Consider the following 15,797-nt stretch of genomic DNA (forward strand, 5'->3'; position numbering starts at 1 on the left):
ACCAATCATGCATGGGCCATCGCAATGTCGTTTAAGGTGTGTCCGACATCATTGCACTTCTCCATCACCTTCGCCATGCCTTCGTAAATATCCTTGAGCTTGATGATCATGAGAAGGTCCTGTGTCTTGAACAGTTCCAGGACCGCACGCGAGAGGAGTTCCGTCGAGAGGTTGTACAGCCGGCTGATCTCGCGGGAATGGGTCTTCACCTCTTCCGGGTTTTTCAGCGTGGACAGGCTGCTGACCGCATGGCTGATCTCCGTGCTCGATAGGTGAATAAGGTAGGAATATTCCTTGAGAACATCGTTCGTTGCCGGGATCCCGTAATTGCATAACTGGTGGGTGACCCAGTCAATCTTGTCGAGTACATCGTCGAACGCCGGTGCGAGCCGTGCGATCTCTTCCGGTTCGAGAGGGGTGATGAGCGATTCGTCCAGCTGCTCGAAGATCTTCCGGGTGATCTCGTCCCCGAGATGTTCGATCTGCCGCACCTTATGGGCCTTCTCGGTCCCCCCGGGAAGTTCGTGGGTGATCTCGTTGAGGGTTGCTGAGGCCTCTGTTATCTTTTCCGCCATCTCCCGGAACAGCGTGAAAAATACCTTGTCTTGCGGCAGAATCAGGTCACGGATGCGCATATTCTTCAGACTTACCCTTAATCCGCAAGTATAAAAAAGTGTGTACAGAGCGGGATAAAAAAACAAAAACATGGACCGGGCGGGAATTGAACCCGCGGCCTCTTCCATGCCAAGGAAGCGATCTACCACTGATCTACCGGCCCGCTCCTATCTACTAGGTTGCCAAAGGTTAAAAGAATTGTTTGTCCCGCCCCGGGTTCTGACAGATAACTCTCCCTCCAGAACGATTCTTCGGGAAAAATGCGCTAGCTATTAGTGTATCCCCGTCAACACTTTTTATAGCGAAGGGATAGTATGCAGGGCACACACACACCAGGAACCGGGACCCGCCGCAGGTGGCACTGATGCTGGGGATTATTGGCGGCACGAGCCTCCTGTTCTCAACGCTCCCGAAACTGGAGAAACGGCAGGTCGTCACACCGTTTGGCAGCGCGGAGCTGCTCTGCGGTGACAACCTCGTCATGCTGATGCGCCACCAGAATAACCTCCCCCCGCACCGGATCAATTTCCGGGCGAACTTGGCGGCAATGGCAATCGCCGGTGTCACGAATATCGTGGCGTTCGGGTCGTCGGGGTCGCTCAAGCCGAAGATCGCGCCCGGATCGCTCCTCATTCCCACGGATTTTATCAGCGTCACGGACATTCCGTCCATCCATGACCACGCGATCGAGCATGTCCGTCCCGAGCTCTCGGAAAAAATGGCAAAAACGCTGGCAACGCTGGTACCCTCGGCACGGTTCGGTGGCGTGTATGTCCAGACGCGGGGGCCGCGGATCGAGACGATCGCGGAGGTGAAGGCGCTCGCGTGGATCGCCGACGTGGTGGGTATGACTGTGGCATCCGAAGCAACCCTTGCCTGCGAGCTCGGCATGGACTTTGCCGCACTCTGCACCATCGAGAACTACGCGAACGGGCTCGGGGACGAGGTGCTGACGTACGAGCATATCGTGAACGTCTCCCGCGAGCACCGGTACCGCACGGAAGAGATCGTGAAGACGATTATCGGACATATGAGCTGAACCTGGACAGAGATATTATGGGTGAACACGAGATGCATGAAATTTTCGAGAAGAACCGCTCCCTGCTGATCACCAACGTAGTGACGGAAGGTCATGCGGTCGATATTTTCGTGGATGAGCAGGGCACGATCGCGGGCATCGGGAAAAACGAGCGGAAGAACCACCCCGGTGAGGCGGATTTTATCATCGACGGAGACGGTGCCCTTGCCCTGCCCGGGTTGGTCAACACCCACACCCACGCGGCGATGACCCTGATGCGGGGCTATGCCGACGACATGATCCTCCAGGACTGGCTTGCGCAGAAGATCTGGCCGCTCGAAGCCCATCTGACAGGGAACGACATCTACTGGGGGACGCGGCTTGCGTGCCTCGAGATGATCCGGACCGGCACGACCGCGTTCAATGATATGTACTTCTTCATGGACGAGGCGGCGCGGGCGGTGGACGAGTCCGGTATCCGGGCTGTCCTCTCGTACGGGTTCATCGACCTCAACAATGCGGAGAAGCGCGAGAACGAGTGCCGGGCAACCGAGAAACTGGCGCTCCATGTCCGCTCCCTCAGCAATCCCCGGATCAAGGCCGCGGCCGGGCCCCACGCGATTTACACGGTCTCACCGGAAGGGCTGAAGTGGTGTGCGGAATTTGCACGGGAACAGAAGTGCGGGATCCACATCCACCTCTCGGAGACCGAGAAGGAAGTGACCGACTGCATTGCGCAGTACGGCAAGCGCCCGGCCGCTCATCTTGATACCTGCGGTATTCTCACACCCCGGACGGTTGCCGCCCACTGCTGCTGGCTCGACGAAACGGAATGCAAACTCCTCGGGAAGCGGGGCGTATCCGCATCGCACAACCCGGTGAGCAACATGAAGCTCGCCACCAACCGGGCGATGCCGTACCCCTGGCTCTCGGCAGCAGGGACAAATGTCTGTCTCGGGACCGACGGGTGCGCCTCGAACAACAACCTCGACATGTTTGAGGAGGCAAAGACCGCGGCCCTCCTCCAGAAATTTTTCTGGAACAATCCCACGATCCTGCCGGCACCGGAAGCGCTCGCCATGGCAACGGCAAACGGGGCTAAGGCGCTCGGGTTCCCGACCGGGAGACTGGCAGCCGGCGCTCCGGCAGATCTTGTCCTCGTCAGTACGCGGACTGCCTGCAATACGCCGCTCCACAACGCGACGTCGAACCTCGTCTATGCCTGCAGCGGGGGATCGGTTGAGACGACGATCTGCAACGGCAGGGTTCTCATGCTCAACTGCGAGATCCCGGGAGAGCAGGACGTACTGAATGGAGCGGCAGCAGCAGCCCGCGCACTCGTGAAACGGTCACAATCGGCTTAACCCATGAAGCATCTCAAGAATTCACCGGCATGCACCCGTGCGATCGCGGTCATCCTGGTACTTCTCCTGCTCCTGTCATGCGCCGTCATCGTGGGATGTACCTCCCCCTTAAGCACCAGTTCCGGGTCTTCCCGCCAGGCTGACAACAACGGAAAACTCTCGGCGTATTTTCTTGATGTCGGGCAGGGGGACTCCGAGCTCCTGATCTTCGGTAACAGGACGATCCTGATCGATGCCGGTGAGACGGACATGAGCGACCGCGTGGTGGCGGACCTGCAGAAACTCGGTGTGACCCGGATTGATCTCCTCGTTGCCACGCATTCCCACTCGGACCATATCGGCGGGATGGAGAAAGTGCTTGCAGCCTTCCCGGTCGGTCAGGTGCTGGATGCCGGTGTTCCCGCCTCCTCATCGATCTACGAGCATTTCCTGAATGAGATTGATAACAAGCAGATCCCGTACATGGTCGCCGAACAGGGACAGAGCATCGACCTCGACCCGGCGCTTCAGATCCTCGTACTCTCGCCCCCGAAGCAGCACTTCGGTGACGACCCGAACGCAAACTCCGTTGTGCTCCGCATCTCCTATGGCACGATTAATTTCCTGTTCACCGGAGATATGGGTGGTGAGGCGGAGGATGCGCTCGTAAAGACCGGGTATCCCCTTGATGCCCAAATTCTGAAAGTCGGCCACCACGGGAGCGAGTACTCCACGTCGAAAGCGTTCCTCGCCCGCGTCCATCCCGAAGTTGCCGTCATCGAGGTCGGGAAGGACAACCCCTATGGCCACCCCCACCAGGCCACACTCCAGAACCTCGCTGATGCCGGCGTGACGGTATACCGCACAGACCGTGACGGGACGATCCTTGTCCGCAGCGACGGGGTCTCATACTCCGTCACCACCGGGAACGGCAGCGGAAGCGTCTGGACAACGACGACGTCGGCACAGCAGACATCCGGTACGGTGACTGCGACCATGGAAACGCTTTCCCCGGCCCCCGTTCTCCCAACACCCTCCCCGATTCCTACGGTCCCCACCCCCCCGACCGTTCCGCCTCTCCCAACCATTCCCTCAAACATATCCGTGCCTGTCACCCTGCCCCCGGTCCAGATTGGCAATGCCTCATCGGTATACATCAGCGCAACGCAGTTCGATGCACCTGGTGATGACCGCGCGAACCTGAACGGCGAATGGGTCAGGATCGCGAACCGGGGAGACAGTGCGGTGCTTATCGCCGGCTGGACACTCTCCGACCGGACTGGTGCACATCTCTATGTCTTCCCTGCTGTCCTCCTCCTTCCCTCGACTTCGGTCACGGTATTCACCGGCAGCGGCACCATGAACGATACGGCGCTCTACATGGGACAGACCACACCGCTCTTTGGCAACAACGGGGACGTCGCCATTCTCCGTGACAGTGCGGGCACGATCATAGACCAGAAAACGGAGGATGGAACTGCATGAAGGCCGCCATTGACCGGATCGAAGATGGGATCGCAGTCCTGATCCCGCGTGAGGATGAAACCCTGCGGTTCCATCTCCCGGTAGCCGTACTGCCCCCGGACTGCCGCGAAGGCGATATCGTCACGATCCTGATTGAACGCGATGGGGAAGCAACACGGGAGGGAAAAGAACGGACGGCCTCACTGATTGACCGGCTGAAACGGAAATAAACCCGGGAACTGCACAGCGATGGTGAACGTGAATTGTCTCCGGCACGGCTTCGCATCCCGAAGATTATCCGGAAAAATAGTGCCGGAGCCTGATCGGGCTGTACGGCGGCTGCATCCGGGTGGAGGACCCGTCCGTAACGATCCGTCCAGGGATTCGGTAATGGGATTCACGCATCCCCAAGGGCAGGCTTACGACAGGCCTTCCGGATCGAATCCCGGGTTCGACCCTCTTTTTCTGCCGGATGCATATCCCGACATGTTTTTCCTCGCGGGAGTTGACAAAGGAATAGTATGACCCCTCACGAAGCCTTTGAACAGCACGAACAGCACGAGTCATCCAAAACCTGCAGGGTCTGCTCGTCCCCGTACTCGCATGAAGACAGCTCATCCCGTTTCGGCATCTGCGAGAAGTGCGGGTACAAAATTCTGATTTTGCTGGTGATCGTGATGGTAGCGGTATCCTATATCGCGTGGTTTGGCATACTGTAATTTTTCACCCCCTGTTTTACCCCCGTCCGTTCCCCTTCAAAGGGACATAGAAATAAATGGTCCCGTGTGATACATAAAAAAAGGACAGGCAGAACGATCGCCATGAACGCAATTGAAGTTTCTCATCTCGTCAAGCAGTTCGGCACGCTCACCGCGCTCAACGATATCAGTTTCTCTGTGGGGGAAGGAGAGACCTTTGGTTTTTTAGGCCCCAATGGCGCCGGCAAGACCACCACCATCCGGATCCTCACGGGAATCTCCCGGCCGAGCTCGGGGACGGCAACCATCTTCGGCCATGATATCGAAAACGACACCGTTGCTGCACGGCAGTCCATGGGCATTGTATCCGAGACCTCGAACGTGTACGATGACCTGACCGGGTGGCAGAACATGATGTTCTCGGCAGAACTCTATCATGTGGGAAGAAAGGAAAGGGAGAAGAAATCCGAAGAGCTCTTAACGCTTTTCGGGTTAAACGAGCGGCGCAATGACCTCGTGCACGGGTTTTCCAAGGGGATGAAGCGAAGGCTGACGCTCGCTATGGGGCTCGTCAACAGCCCGCGCCTGCTCTTCCTCGATGAACCCACTTCAGGGCTCGATGTCCAGAGCAACCTCATCATCCGGGATGTGGTGACGGATCTCGTCCGCGAAGGCGTTACGGTTTTTCTGACAACCCATAATATCGAGGAGGCCAATGTCATGTGCGACCGGGTGGCGATCATCAATAAAGGCACCATTGCTGCCATCGATGCACCGGAACGGCTGAAAAAGACGATCCAGAGCGTACAGTCGATCGAGTTCTCGTTCGACCACAATGCCCCGGACCAGCTGGACGAGCTCCGCCGGCTCCCGATGGCAAACGATGCGCGCAAGGCCGGTGACAAGTTCAAGATCTATACGGAAGACCCGTCTGCAGTTATCGATGCCATGATGGCATATGCCCGCTCCCACAATCTCAGGGTGATCAGCATCACGACCCTTGGCCCGAGCCTCGAGGACGTGTTCATCCGGTTGACCGGCCTGCAGCGGACAGGGGGTGCAGTCCATGCCATCGATTGATTACGAGGGGTGGACGGAGCGTCTTTCCCGGGAGATGTCTGCCGCATGGGCGATCGCCAGGAAAGACATGCGGATCTATTATCTCAAGCCCAACATCATCGTGATGGGCATCCTCTTCCCGCTCTTCATGTTCCTTGCCTTTGCCATCGGGAAGAACGCCCCGCCCGGCACCCTGATCCCAGGGCTGATCGCGATCACCCTCCTCTTCTCCGCCTCGTCGATCGAGCCGGTATCGATCCCCATCGAGCGGCGGGTAAAGACGTTCGACCGGCTGCTCTCGGCACCGATCTCGCTCCATTCGCTGGTCTTCGGCGAGAGCCTGAGCGGGTTCCTCTACAGTCTCGGCATCGCGTGTCTTCCGCTCGTGGTCGGTGTTATCGTGTTCAGCACGCCGATTGTCCATGCACTGGTCCTCGTGATTGCCATGGCACTGACCGCGTTCTGCTTTGCAACCCTCGGGACCCTGTTCGCTGCGTATCCCACCGAGAACGTCGGGGAAGTGATGTCGATGCTCAACACGGTCCGGCTCCCGCTGATCTTCATCTCCGGTGTTTTTATCCCGATATCGGCCATGCCGCAGATCGGCCAGGCAATCGCATTTTTTTCCCCACTTACGTACGGGAACGACATGATCGGGTACGCGTATACCGGCACGTCGCTCTTTTCGCCGCTGCTGGATATTCTGGCGCTCTTAATCTTCATCCTGATCTTCCAGTTTGTCGCAAACCGGCTGTATAAAAAATTCAACGAATGATGCAGGGTAATACCCGTACTGAACAGGTTCCCCGACGGGGCCCCTATCACCCCCCCAATCTTCGTTGATGGAAGGATATGTCATGAAGATCGCCTTTGTGATCTACGACAATCTCACCCTGCTGGACTTTGCCGGTGCATACGATCCCATCACCCGGCTCAGGACGATGGGTTTTGTTGAAGACCTCTCATACGATGTCTGCGCACGGAAGGAGAAGATCCAGGTCCAGATGGACTACCGGCATTACCGGGTATCCTGAGCGTGAGCCGGCAGACAGGTTCTCTTGAAACTGACATGAATGGGAATGAAAATCGCTAAAAAATGTAATTTTGGGAGGGTTCCCCCCGCTTCAGTGCCTCTCCGGGGATTGAGTGGTTCATCGGAACCACGAAATCGAGAAGTTCGTAAGAACTTCGAGCCACGGCGGTGCAGTGACTTTTTTCAGATATTCGAATTGTCAATGATCCGCCGCGGGGAATCAGCCATTGCAACAGCGATGACTGATTGGAGAAGAATTTATCAGTATTCTTCGACTACATCCCGCGTAGACCGCCATCATCGTGATGATCCCTACCACTTCTTTCCGTGTGACGCCGACATTGAGCGCACCGTTGATATGCACCTTCAGTTGCGGTGCTGCATTGCCGAGCGCCGTGAGGGCGGCGACAACCGCAATCTCCCGCGACCGGAGATCCAGGTCCGGCCGGGTGTAAATATCCCCGAACGGGAACTCGATCGTGTACCGGCCGAGATCTGGTGCAATGTCCCGGAGGCTGGCAATCACCTTCTCGCCGGCCTCGCCATCGACCTCTTTCAGCTTCTCCCATCCGCGTTTATAGCGTTCGCTCGTCATGTTCATCAGGTTCCAGTCGGGCGTGGGAGAATAAAAACCCGGGCCCTTGAGGCAGGAGAGAAAACAGGTGCAAAGCATTCAGGAGGATTTATGAGAAAACGTGGGGTTGGTGAGATTTGAACTCACGATCGACGGGTCTCTCCGACATGCATCAGTGCTCCAACGGGTCATCATCCATGTTTATGTCAGTAGACCCATTGTTCATCATCTGCGAGCACGAAAGAACGCAAAGACCGCTGGAGCCCGTCGCCATACCGGGCTAGGCCACAACCCCGTGCTGCCAGCAGCGGGACATACATCCCGTTCCGACTCAATAAAATCACAGTGCATAAACTTAAGAGTTTTGTTGCATCCGGGCCGGTCCGTGCCGCCTCGTTCCTGCATCTCAGCGGAAGATACAGAGTTTTTCTACGGCCACGAGCACACTGCTCCTCCGGGCAAAAGACACGCAGATCAAACCCGGGTGAGGTTGCACCGGTTCGGTTTCAAATCATCATGCATATAATATTCCGTATCCCACTACTGGTGCAATGATTGAGGGCAGCTACACGTGCGGAATATCAGCAGTGCCCCTGCTGGGAATGACGGTTGGCGAGATGGTTGACAGCATCGCGGCAAAATACCCGGATACTGACGCAATCGTATCCATGCACCAGAATATCCGGTGGACGTACCGGGAATTTCTCGAACACGTCAACGAGGTCGCCCGCGGCCTGATGGGCCTTGGCGTGGAGAAAGGCGACCGTGTCGGAATCTGGGCCATGAATCATGCCGAATGGATCGTGGTCCAGTTCGCGACCGCGAAGATCGGCGCGATCATGGTGAACATCAACCCTGCGTACCGCACCTACGAGCTCGAGTATGTCCTCAAGCAGTCAGAGGTCTCGACCATCCTCATCCAGGGACGGTTCAAGACCTCGGATTACGTGGGGATGTTCTACGAGGCCTGTCCCGAAGCGTACGAGTCAAAGCCCGGCAGGATCTCAAGCGAGAAATTCCCGTTCCTGAAAAACGCGGTCTTCATGGGCGATATCCCCTACAACGGCATGTTCACCTGGAATGAATTCCGTGGAAAGGCGGACGAGATCGCGATGGACGAACTCATCGACCGGGGTGATACGCTCTCGTTCGACGACCCGATCAACATCCAGTACACGAGTGGCACCACCGGATTCCCCAAGGGGGTTGTCCTGACCCACCATTCCGTCCTCAACAACGGCTTCATCATCGGCGCTGGCATGGGCTTTACAGAAAAGGACCGGCTCTGCATCCCGGTGCCGTTCTACCACTGCTTCGGCATGGTCCTCTCGAACCTCGCCTCCGTCACCCACGGGGCGACGATGGTGCTGCCCTCCCCGGTATTCGATGCCGAGGAAGTCTTAAAAACCGTCGAGAAGGAACGCTGCACGGCCCTCAACGGCGTCCCTACGATGTTCATTGCCGAGCTCACCCACCCGAACTTTTCGAAATACAACCTGAAGACCCTGCGGACCGGCATCATGGCGGGTTCCCCCTGCCCCATCGAGGTGATGAAGCAGGTCAACACCCAGATGCACATGAGCGAGATCGTGATCGTGTACGGCCAGACCGAGACGAGCCCCGGGGTCACGATGACCACGACGAAAGATCCGGTCGAGCGCCGGGTCACGACCATCGGCCGCGCCTTCCCCCACACCGAACTCAAGATCGTGGACTCCAAAACCGGCAAGATTGTCCCCATCGGCGAGATCGGCGAGATCTGCGCACGCGGCTATTGCGTCATGAAGTGCTATTACAACAACCCGTCGGCGACCCATGCCACGCTCGACAAGGACCACTGGAACCACACCGGCGACCTCGCCACAATGGACGAGGAGGGCTACTTCAAGATCGTCGGGCGCCTCAAGGACATGGTGATCCGGGGCGGGGAGAACATTTACCCGCGCGAGATCGAGGAGTACCTCCACCACCACGAGAAGATCGCCGATGTCTACGTGGTCGGCGTGCCGGATGTGAAGTACGGCGAGGAACTCTGCGCATGGGTGAAGATGAAACCCGGCCAGACCATGACCGAGCAGGAGGTCAAGGACTTCTGCAAGGACAGGATCGCTCACTACAAGATCCCGCGCTACGTCATGTTCGTCAGCGACTTCCCGATCAACATCTCCGGGAAGATCCAGAAGTACAAGATGCGGGACGAGTCGATCAAGGTGCTCGGGCTCCAGGAAGCCGACAAGATCGAGACCGCATGACCGTTTGTCTCTCCCTTTTTTAAATAACAGGCTGGGCACCAGATTGCCTGTAGTGTCGCAGATTCGGGATGAAACGATGTTCGTACCTTCTCACGTATTTACGATGAACTCCGCCGCCCCCGGCGGGACGCCTTCGAAGTTTGATAACTTCTCGGATTCGTGGGTCTGATCAACCACTCATCAGTCAAAGAATATTGATAAATTCTTCTCCAGTCAATCCTCGCTGATGCGACGATTGCCTCCCTGCGGCGCTCAATGGTATGGCTGCGGCAAAAGAAGTATTCGTAGAGCGGGACGGGAAAGGCCTGCCCTGATCCCGCGGTTATTTTCTCTTATGATTTTTGGCTTTTTTTGCCTCTTCGATGCCGGCAAGGGCTGCGGGCAGGGATTCGAGCACCGTGACGAGCCCGGTGATGTGCAGGTTCATCACGACTGCGCCTACAATCTCCTCTTTTGTTGCACCGGCCCGGTGCGCCATGATCGTGTGGAAGCGTACCCCTTCGGGGTTCCTTATGGCGGTCTGGATGGCGATGTTGATCAGCTGCTTGGTCTTCTGGTCGAGGCCGTTTAAGGATCGCTGCACTTCGACGAGGTTATTGAAGCGTTCGGCAAGTTCCGGGCATTCCCTCTGGAACAGATCATAGGGATTTTTCTCCATGGTAGAATCTCCCTGAGTATGTATGTGCTGGTGATGCCGGGTATTAAGAGCTTGTATCTGTTCCGCGGGCCGGTGGGCCGGGCGGCCCGGCTCGTAACTTTATCATATATTGCAGGCACATAATTGAACAATACGGAGAGTTCCATGTATTTAGTCGGAGAAGCACTTATTGGCGATGGCGCGGAACTGGCGCATATCGACCTCTTAATGGGAGATAAGGAAGGGCCTATCGGTTCAGCGTTTGCAAACGCGGTATCGCAACTTTCAGTGGGGCATACGCCACTTCTTGCGGTCGTCCGCCCCAACCTGCTGGCCAAGCCCGTGACCATTGTGATCCCGAAAGTCACCTTAAGGGACATGGCGCACGTCAACGAGATGTTCGGGCCGGTACAGGCCGCCGTTGCCAAGGCAGTCGCCGATTGCGTTGAAGAGAACGTGTTCTCGGGGATCGATATCGAGGACACGGTCATCATGGTGTCCGCGTTCGTCCACCCTGAAGCAGCGGACTACAACCGGATCTACCGGTTCAACTACGGCGCGACTAAGCTTGCCCTCCACCGTGCGCTCGACAAGTTCCCGGACACCAAGACCCTCGTATTCGAGAAAGACCGTGCAGCCCACGGCATCATGGGATTCAAGGTGCAGCGCCTCTGGGACCCGCCGTACCTCCAGGTCGCGATGGACCTCGTGGACATGGGCAAGGTCGCCCAGGTCTTAAAGGGCGTGCCCGAGAACGACCACGTGATCATCGAGGCGGGGACCCCGCTGATCAAGAAGTTCGGCCTCTCGGTCATCGGCGAGATCCGGAAGCTCCGTGCGAATGCGTTCATCATCGCGGACATGAAGATCCTCGACACCGGCAACCTCGAGGCCCGCATGGCCGCGGATGCAACCGCCGATGCGGTCGTCGTCTCCGGCCTTGCCCCGACCTCGACCATCGAGAAGGCAGTCTCCGAGGCCCGCAAGGTCGGCATCTACTCGATTATCGACATGCTCAACGTGCAGAACCCGGTCAAGTTGATCGCGGGCCTGAAGGTCAAGCCCGACATCGTGGAACTCCACCGTGCGATCGATGTCGAGGAGAGCGCCCATGCGTGGGGCGACATACCGGCGATCAAGAAGGCGGCCGGTGGCAAGCTGCTCGTGGCAACGGCCGGCGGTATTCGTGTTAACGTTGTGAAGGACGCCCTCAAGGCCGGCGCCGACATCCTCGTGGTCGGCCGTGCAATCACCGCCTCGAAGGATATCGGGCATGCGGCGGACGAGTTCCTCGACCAGCTGAACCGGGAAGAGATCGACCAGTTCAGGGTCATGACGGATTTCTGAGAAGTCAGAATAATGTATTTTTTTACCTAATTTATTAAAACAAAATCCCGGTCGGGGAATTCATATTTTTATTTTCACGCATTACTTTATCAACAGGCAGCGGGAGTATCCACTATGTCACCACGACACGAACCAAAACCACACCCCCGTGACCCGCAGTCGCATCTCGGGTCACAAAGCGGTCAGGACAAGGAACGCAACGATGAGGAGAAAGATCATCACCCCATGAGCTATCCGTATCCCCATCCAACCCACCACCCGCAGGCACAACCGGTGCTACCTCCCCGGCATGATGCCCATTCCCATCCCCATGGCGATGAGTTGCCGGCCCATACGAACCCGCCTTCGACTATCAGGCCATCCAAGAAGATGACGAAGACCGGGAAATCGTAATCGCGTCTTTTCGAACAGGAAACGCGGGCAAAACCCGATTGGTGACGGAAAGGAATTTTCCCGGTATTTTTATAAATAGTGCATAAAAACGAACCCAAACATCGATACTTTGAAAATAATGAGATACCACAAGGTGATTGAAATGACAGAAACCGATTTACAACGTAAACATACAGGAATCAGCGAAATCCGCGAAATTGTCGGGATTTATGAAATTGACATAGAAGATCTAAAATACAGTCCCTTAAAAATCAAGGTAATCCAAATCCTGAATGCAAGCGGGGATTCTTATATCGGTATTGCAAATCTGACGATTAAAGGCAAAGGTTGTTCAGGCTATTACCGGAGCATGCATCCGCAAAAAACCAAAGAAGAAGCTTTAGATGACGCTGTAGATGGATTTTTTGCCTATCTTTCCGATGAGTCAGAAATAAAAGTGGTTAAAAACTGGTAAATTTTTTCTATTCTGCACTCATAATCATCAAATAATTCCCTTCATGTTTTTGATTTTTCGTCACAATATTATGATTTGCCCCCTGCTGATTAACACCCATTTCCATCCCCCAACAAGTTCAGAACCCTTTATCGTATCACCCGCTAATGAAGCATCGTCATCATGTTAAGTACTGAAAAAAAGATACGAATAATCCGTGACAAGTTAAGCAGGATCGGTATCGGGCAAAAGGGCCTGAACGATGAAGCCATTCTCGCGTCGTACAACATCAACCAGTTCGGTAACCTGTGCCCGGTTCCCAGGATATCCATCAAACATTTAGGATCTCATTAGTGGAGGTGATAGTGTGCAAAAGGAAGAGTTACTGCATCTCCACATGTTAATGTTCCAAATCAAAAAGTATTTCGAAAGCATCACCAATGATGAAATCCTCACGGAGCGGTACAATTCCCTTGAAATCTCTCCTCTTCATATTCATAAAGATAAAAATGCCCATAGTGAGGCTCTCTTGACTCTCGGGAATGAGATCATTTCCCACATCCACAACCCGACACTGCCTGCGGTGAACTATTCTCATGAGACTGCATCCCTGCTAGTTGCAGCTGAACAGTAACTTTTTTTTAAAATATTACACCCTGTATGGTGTGTATTTTTGCGTCTCTTCACCTCCTGTTGTCCGTGGTGTAATAGTAAAGCGCGGTGCATCTCCCCTCCGTTACATCACCGTGTCCCGTATGAAAAATCAATACCGCTGTCTTTCAGAATTAAAAATACAGTGTAATGCCGGGAACCATACGTTGAACGGGGTCGTGCGGTGACCGTACCTCCCCACGCATCTCTGTTGGAGTATGGCATCGTACTAAGGCATATAACATCACCCGGACAAGAAACCACGTCAAGTCTGATGAATGCCACGAAACAGGAGAACGTAGATGAGCATATACCATTTTTGTATAGATTGTGAACACATCAAAACCAAGATGGTATCAGGACTCCATGCACTGAAAGTTAAAGAATTGTCACGCCCGGCTCAATTCAACCCGAGACAAGCGAAGTGGATTCCGGAGGATGGTGTGAATCCGCACGAATGCCCACAAAATGAAAATTTCATGCGAATTCAGAAACAGAGTTTCGAACGCAGGCTCCGATGAACCCCCGGTCACGAGTGCACAATACCCGGGGTAGCATAACGGGAGTATCAACGGCTATGCCGGAATATCAGAAACGAAAATACAACAAGTGAGGTTTTACATGTCACAACAACTTGGCGGACAGCCAATTATCATTCTCAGGCAGGGAACAACACGGACTCGCGGGAAGGAAGTCCAGCGCTCGAATATTATGGCCGCAAAGGCGATTGCCGGTGCCGTCAGGTCGACGCTTGGCCCCCGGGGCATGGACAAAATGCTCGTTGGGTCTACCGGTGATATCGTCATTACCAACGATGGCGCAACCATCCTCGGGGAGATCGCAGTGAAGCACCCCGGGGCAAAGATGGTGATCGAGGTCGCACGCACGCAGGACGATGAAGTCGGCGACGGTACAACCACCGCAGTCATCCTTGTCGGTGCCCTCATGGAACAGGCCGAATCGATGCTCGAACAGGGCATCCACCCGACCGTCATCGCGGAGGGTTACCGCATGGGCATGGAGAAAGCGCTGGAGATCGTCAACAGTCTCTCGCTCAAGGTCGACCCATCAGACCGGAAGATCCTCCTCAAGATCGCCAACACCGCCATCACCGGCAAGTCCATCGAGCAGGTGAAGGGCAAGCTTGACAGCATTATCGTCGACGCGGTCATGACCGTGGCCGAGACGGTGGACGGCAAAACTCTCGTTGACGAAGAAGATGTGATGATCAAGAAGCAGAAGGGACCGTCCATGGACGACGTCGAACTGATCCGCGGTGTTGTCATCGACAAGGTCCGGGCGAGCGACGGAATGCCGAAAAAGATCTCCCATGCAAAAGTGGCCATGGTTGCGCAGCCGCTTGAGGTCACCAAGACCCAGGTGAAGGCAAAGATCAAGATCACGAGCACGGATCAGGTCAACGCATTCAGCGAGCAGGAACGCGAGGTATTAAAGAAACTCGCGGATGCGATCATTAACAGTGGTGCTAATGTCCTCCTCTGCCAGAAGGGGATTTCAGACATCGCCCAGTTCTATCTTGCAAAAGCCGGCATTCTCGCCATCGAGGACATCCCCGAGAAGGATTTGAAATATGCAGCCCGGGCACTTCATGCAACTGTTGTCAACAAGCCGGAGTCCCTGGCTGCAAAAGATCTCGGTATTGCCGATCTGGTGGAAGAAGATAAGGATGGCAAGGTAACACGAATCTCCGGGTGCAAAAACCCTAAGGCCATCACGATCCTGCTCCGGGGGACCAGCGATTACCTGCTCGATGAACTCGAACGTGCCGTTGTTGACGGGACCCGCGTGGTCATGGATGCCATGGAAGACGGCACCTACGTAGTCGGCGGAGGTGCTGTCGAGACTGAGCTCCTCATGAAGATCCGCGAGTACGCCCAGACCGTTGGCGGCCGCGTGCAGCTCGCCATCGAGGCGTATGCCGCAGCATATGAGTCCATTCCACGGGCACTTGCGGAGAACTCCGGTTTCGACTCAATCGACAAGCTGGTCGAGCTCAAGAATGTCCACTCACAGGGCAAAAAGAATGCCGGCCTGAACGTGTACGAAGGCAAAGTCGTTGATATGCTTGCAGAAGGTATCATCGAACCTCTCAGGTCCAAGCGCCAGACCATCATGAGCGCATCGGAGACCGCTGTCATGCTCATCCGTGTGGATGACATGATGATCACGCAGCAGGGTGGCCATGGCGGCGCTCCAGGTATGTAAATACTAAAAATCCGTTCCTTTTTCTAATTTTTTTCGTAATTATTTAACCGGTTC

Annotated in this window: 17 protein-coding genes and 2 tRNA genes; 14 read left to right on the forward strand and 5 right to left on the reverse strand. The window is 55.5% G+C overall.

Annotation, left to right across the window (positions count from 1 at the left end; all coding sequences use genetic code 11):
- Positions 1-5: 5 nt before the first annotated feature.
- Together ABSG49_RS04885 and ABSG49_RS04890 are read right to left on the reverse strand one after the other, a co-directional pair.
- Positions 6-635 carry a DUF47 domain-containing protein gene (locus tag ABSG49_RS04885; RefSeq protein ID WP_424024983.1) on the reverse strand — a complete coding sequence of 210 codons (630 nt, stop codon included), beginning with the start codon at positions 633-635 and terminating at the stop codon, positions 6-8.
- Positions 636-706: 71 nt separating this feature from the next.
- Positions 707-778 (reverse strand) — tRNA-Ala (locus ABSG49_RS04890).
- A 201-nt stretch (positions 779-979) separates the two neighbouring features.
- Here ABSG49_RS04890 and ABSG49_RS04895 point away from each other — a divergent pair.
- The 8 genes from ABSG49_RS04895 (at position 980) to ABSG49_RS04930 (ending at position 7,231) form a co-directional block, all read left to right on the forward strand.
- On the forward strand, positions 980-1,654 hold the full coding sequence (locus ABSG49_RS04895; RefSeq protein WP_424024984.1) for an MTAP family purine nucleoside phosphorylase: 675 nt from the start codon (positions 980-982) through the stop codon (positions 1,652-1,654).
- 17 nt (positions 1,655-1,671) lie between these two features.
- Positions 1,672-2,997: an amidohydrolase family protein gene (locus ABSG49_RS04900; protein WP_424024985.1), complete on the forward strand. Its 1,326-nt coding sequence runs from the start codon at positions 1,672-1,674 to the stop codon at positions 2,995-2,997.
- Between the two features lie 3 nt (positions 2,998-3,000).
- Positions 3,001-4,461: an MBL fold metallo-hydrolase gene (locus ABSG49_RS04905; protein WP_424024986.1), complete on the forward strand. Its 1,461-nt coding sequence runs from the start codon at positions 3,001-3,003 to the stop codon at positions 4,459-4,461.
- A complete protein-coding gene (locus ABSG49_RS04910; protein WP_424024987.1) occupies positions 4,458-4,670 on the forward strand; it encodes a DUF3006 domain-containing protein in 213 nt (70 codons plus the stop codon). The genes ABSG49_RS04905 and ABSG49_RS04910 overlap by 4 nt, the downstream gene beginning before the upstream one ends.
- A gap of 291 nt (positions 4,671-4,961) precedes the next feature.
- On the forward strand, positions 4,962-5,159 hold the full coding sequence (locus tag ABSG49_RS04915; protein ID WP_424024988.1) for a hypothetical protein: 198 nt from the start codon (positions 4,962-4,964) through the stop codon (positions 5,157-5,159).
- A gap of 102 nt (positions 5,160-5,261) precedes the next feature.
- Complete coding sequence (locus ABSG49_RS04920; RefSeq protein ID WP_424024989.1) at positions 5,262-6,218, forward strand: ATP-binding cassette domain-containing protein; 957 nt, start codon at positions 5,262-5,264, stop codon at positions 6,216-6,218.
- Entirely contained in the window at positions 6,205-6,972 is a 768-nt protein-coding gene (locus tag ABSG49_RS04925) for an ABC transporter permease (protein ID WP_424024990.1), read from the forward strand. The genes ABSG49_RS04920 and ABSG49_RS04925 overlap by 14 nt, the downstream gene beginning before the upstream one ends.
- Before the next feature lie 82 nt (positions 6,973-7,054).
- The gene (locus ABSG49_RS04930; RefSeq protein WP_424024991.1) at positions 7,055-7,231 is read left to right on the forward strand and encodes a hypothetical protein; all 177 of its coding nucleotides are present in this window, start codon (positions 7,055-7,057) and stop codon (positions 7,229-7,231) included.
- A gap of 219 nt (positions 7,232-7,450) precedes the next feature.
- Here the strand turns inward: ABSG49_RS04930 and ABSG49_RS04935 are convergent, their stop codons facing one another.
- Both ABSG49_RS04935 and ABSG49_RS04940 read right to left on the reverse strand, forming a co-directional pair.
- Positions 7,451-7,825, reverse strand: a complete 375-nt coding sequence (locus ABSG49_RS04935) for a carboxymuconolactone decarboxylase family protein (protein WP_424024992.1) — start codon at positions 7,823-7,825, stop codon at positions 7,451-7,453.
- A gap of 101 nt (positions 7,826-7,926) precedes the next feature.
- Positions 7,927-8,099: transfer RNA gene (locus ABSG49_RS04940), tRNA-Trp, on the reverse strand.
- Between the two features lie 256 nt (positions 8,100-8,355).
- Here ABSG49_RS04940 and ABSG49_RS04945 point away from each other — a divergent pair.
- Positions 8,356-10,056, forward strand: a complete 1,701-nt coding sequence (locus ABSG49_RS04945) for an AMP-binding protein (protein ID WP_424024993.1) — start codon at positions 8,356-8,358, stop codon at positions 10,054-10,056.
- Between the two features lie 322 nt (positions 10,057-10,378).
- Here the strand turns inward: ABSG49_RS04945 and ABSG49_RS04950 are convergent, their stop codons facing one another.
- Entirely contained in the window at positions 10,379-10,714 is a 336-nt protein-coding gene (locus tag ABSG49_RS04950; RefSeq protein WP_424024994.1) for a carboxymuconolactone decarboxylase family protein, read from the reverse strand.
- Positions 10,715-10,858: 144 nt separating this feature from the next.
- On the opposite strand from ABSG49_RS04950, the gene ABSG49_RS04955 reads away from it, so the two are divergent.
- The 5 genes from ABSG49_RS04955 (at position 10,859) to thsA (ending at position 15,743) form a co-directional block, all read left to right on the forward strand.
- Positions 10,859-12,040, forward strand: coding sequence for a bifunctional 5,6,7,8-tetrahydromethanopterin hydro-lyase/3-hexulose-6-phosphate synthase (locus tag ABSG49_RS04955; protein ID WP_424024995.1), 1,182 nt, complete (start codon positions 10,859-10,861; stop codon positions 12,038-12,040).
- Between the two features lie 114 nt (positions 12,041-12,154).
- Positions 12,155-12,433: a hypothetical protein gene (locus tag ABSG49_RS04960; protein WP_424024996.1), complete on the forward strand. Its 279-nt coding sequence runs from the start codon at positions 12,155-12,157 to the stop codon at positions 12,431-12,433.
- A gap of 142 nt (positions 12,434-12,575) precedes the next feature.
- Positions 12,576-12,887 carry a hypothetical protein gene (locus tag ABSG49_RS04965; RefSeq protein ID WP_424024997.1) on the forward strand — a complete coding sequence of 104 codons (312 nt, stop codon included), beginning with the start codon at positions 12,576-12,578 and terminating at the stop codon, positions 12,885-12,887.
- 346 nt (positions 12,888-13,233) lie between these two features.
- Complete coding sequence (locus ABSG49_RS04970; protein ID WP_424024998.1) at positions 13,234-13,500, forward strand: UPF0058 family protein; 267 nt, start codon at positions 13,234-13,236, stop codon at positions 13,498-13,500.
- 638 nt (positions 13,501-14,138) lie between these two features.
- Complete coding sequence (gene thsA, locus ABSG49_RS04975; RefSeq protein WP_424024999.1) at positions 14,139-15,743, forward strand: thermosome subunit alpha; 1,605 nt, start codon at positions 14,139-14,141, stop codon at positions 15,741-15,743.
- The last annotated feature ends 54 nt before the right edge of the window (positions 15,744-15,797 follow it).

It is taken from the genome of Methanoregula sp. (assembly GCF_049510175.1).
Taxonomy (GTDB): Archaea; Halobacteriota; Methanomicrobia; order Methanomicrobiales; family Methanospirillaceae; genus Methanoregula.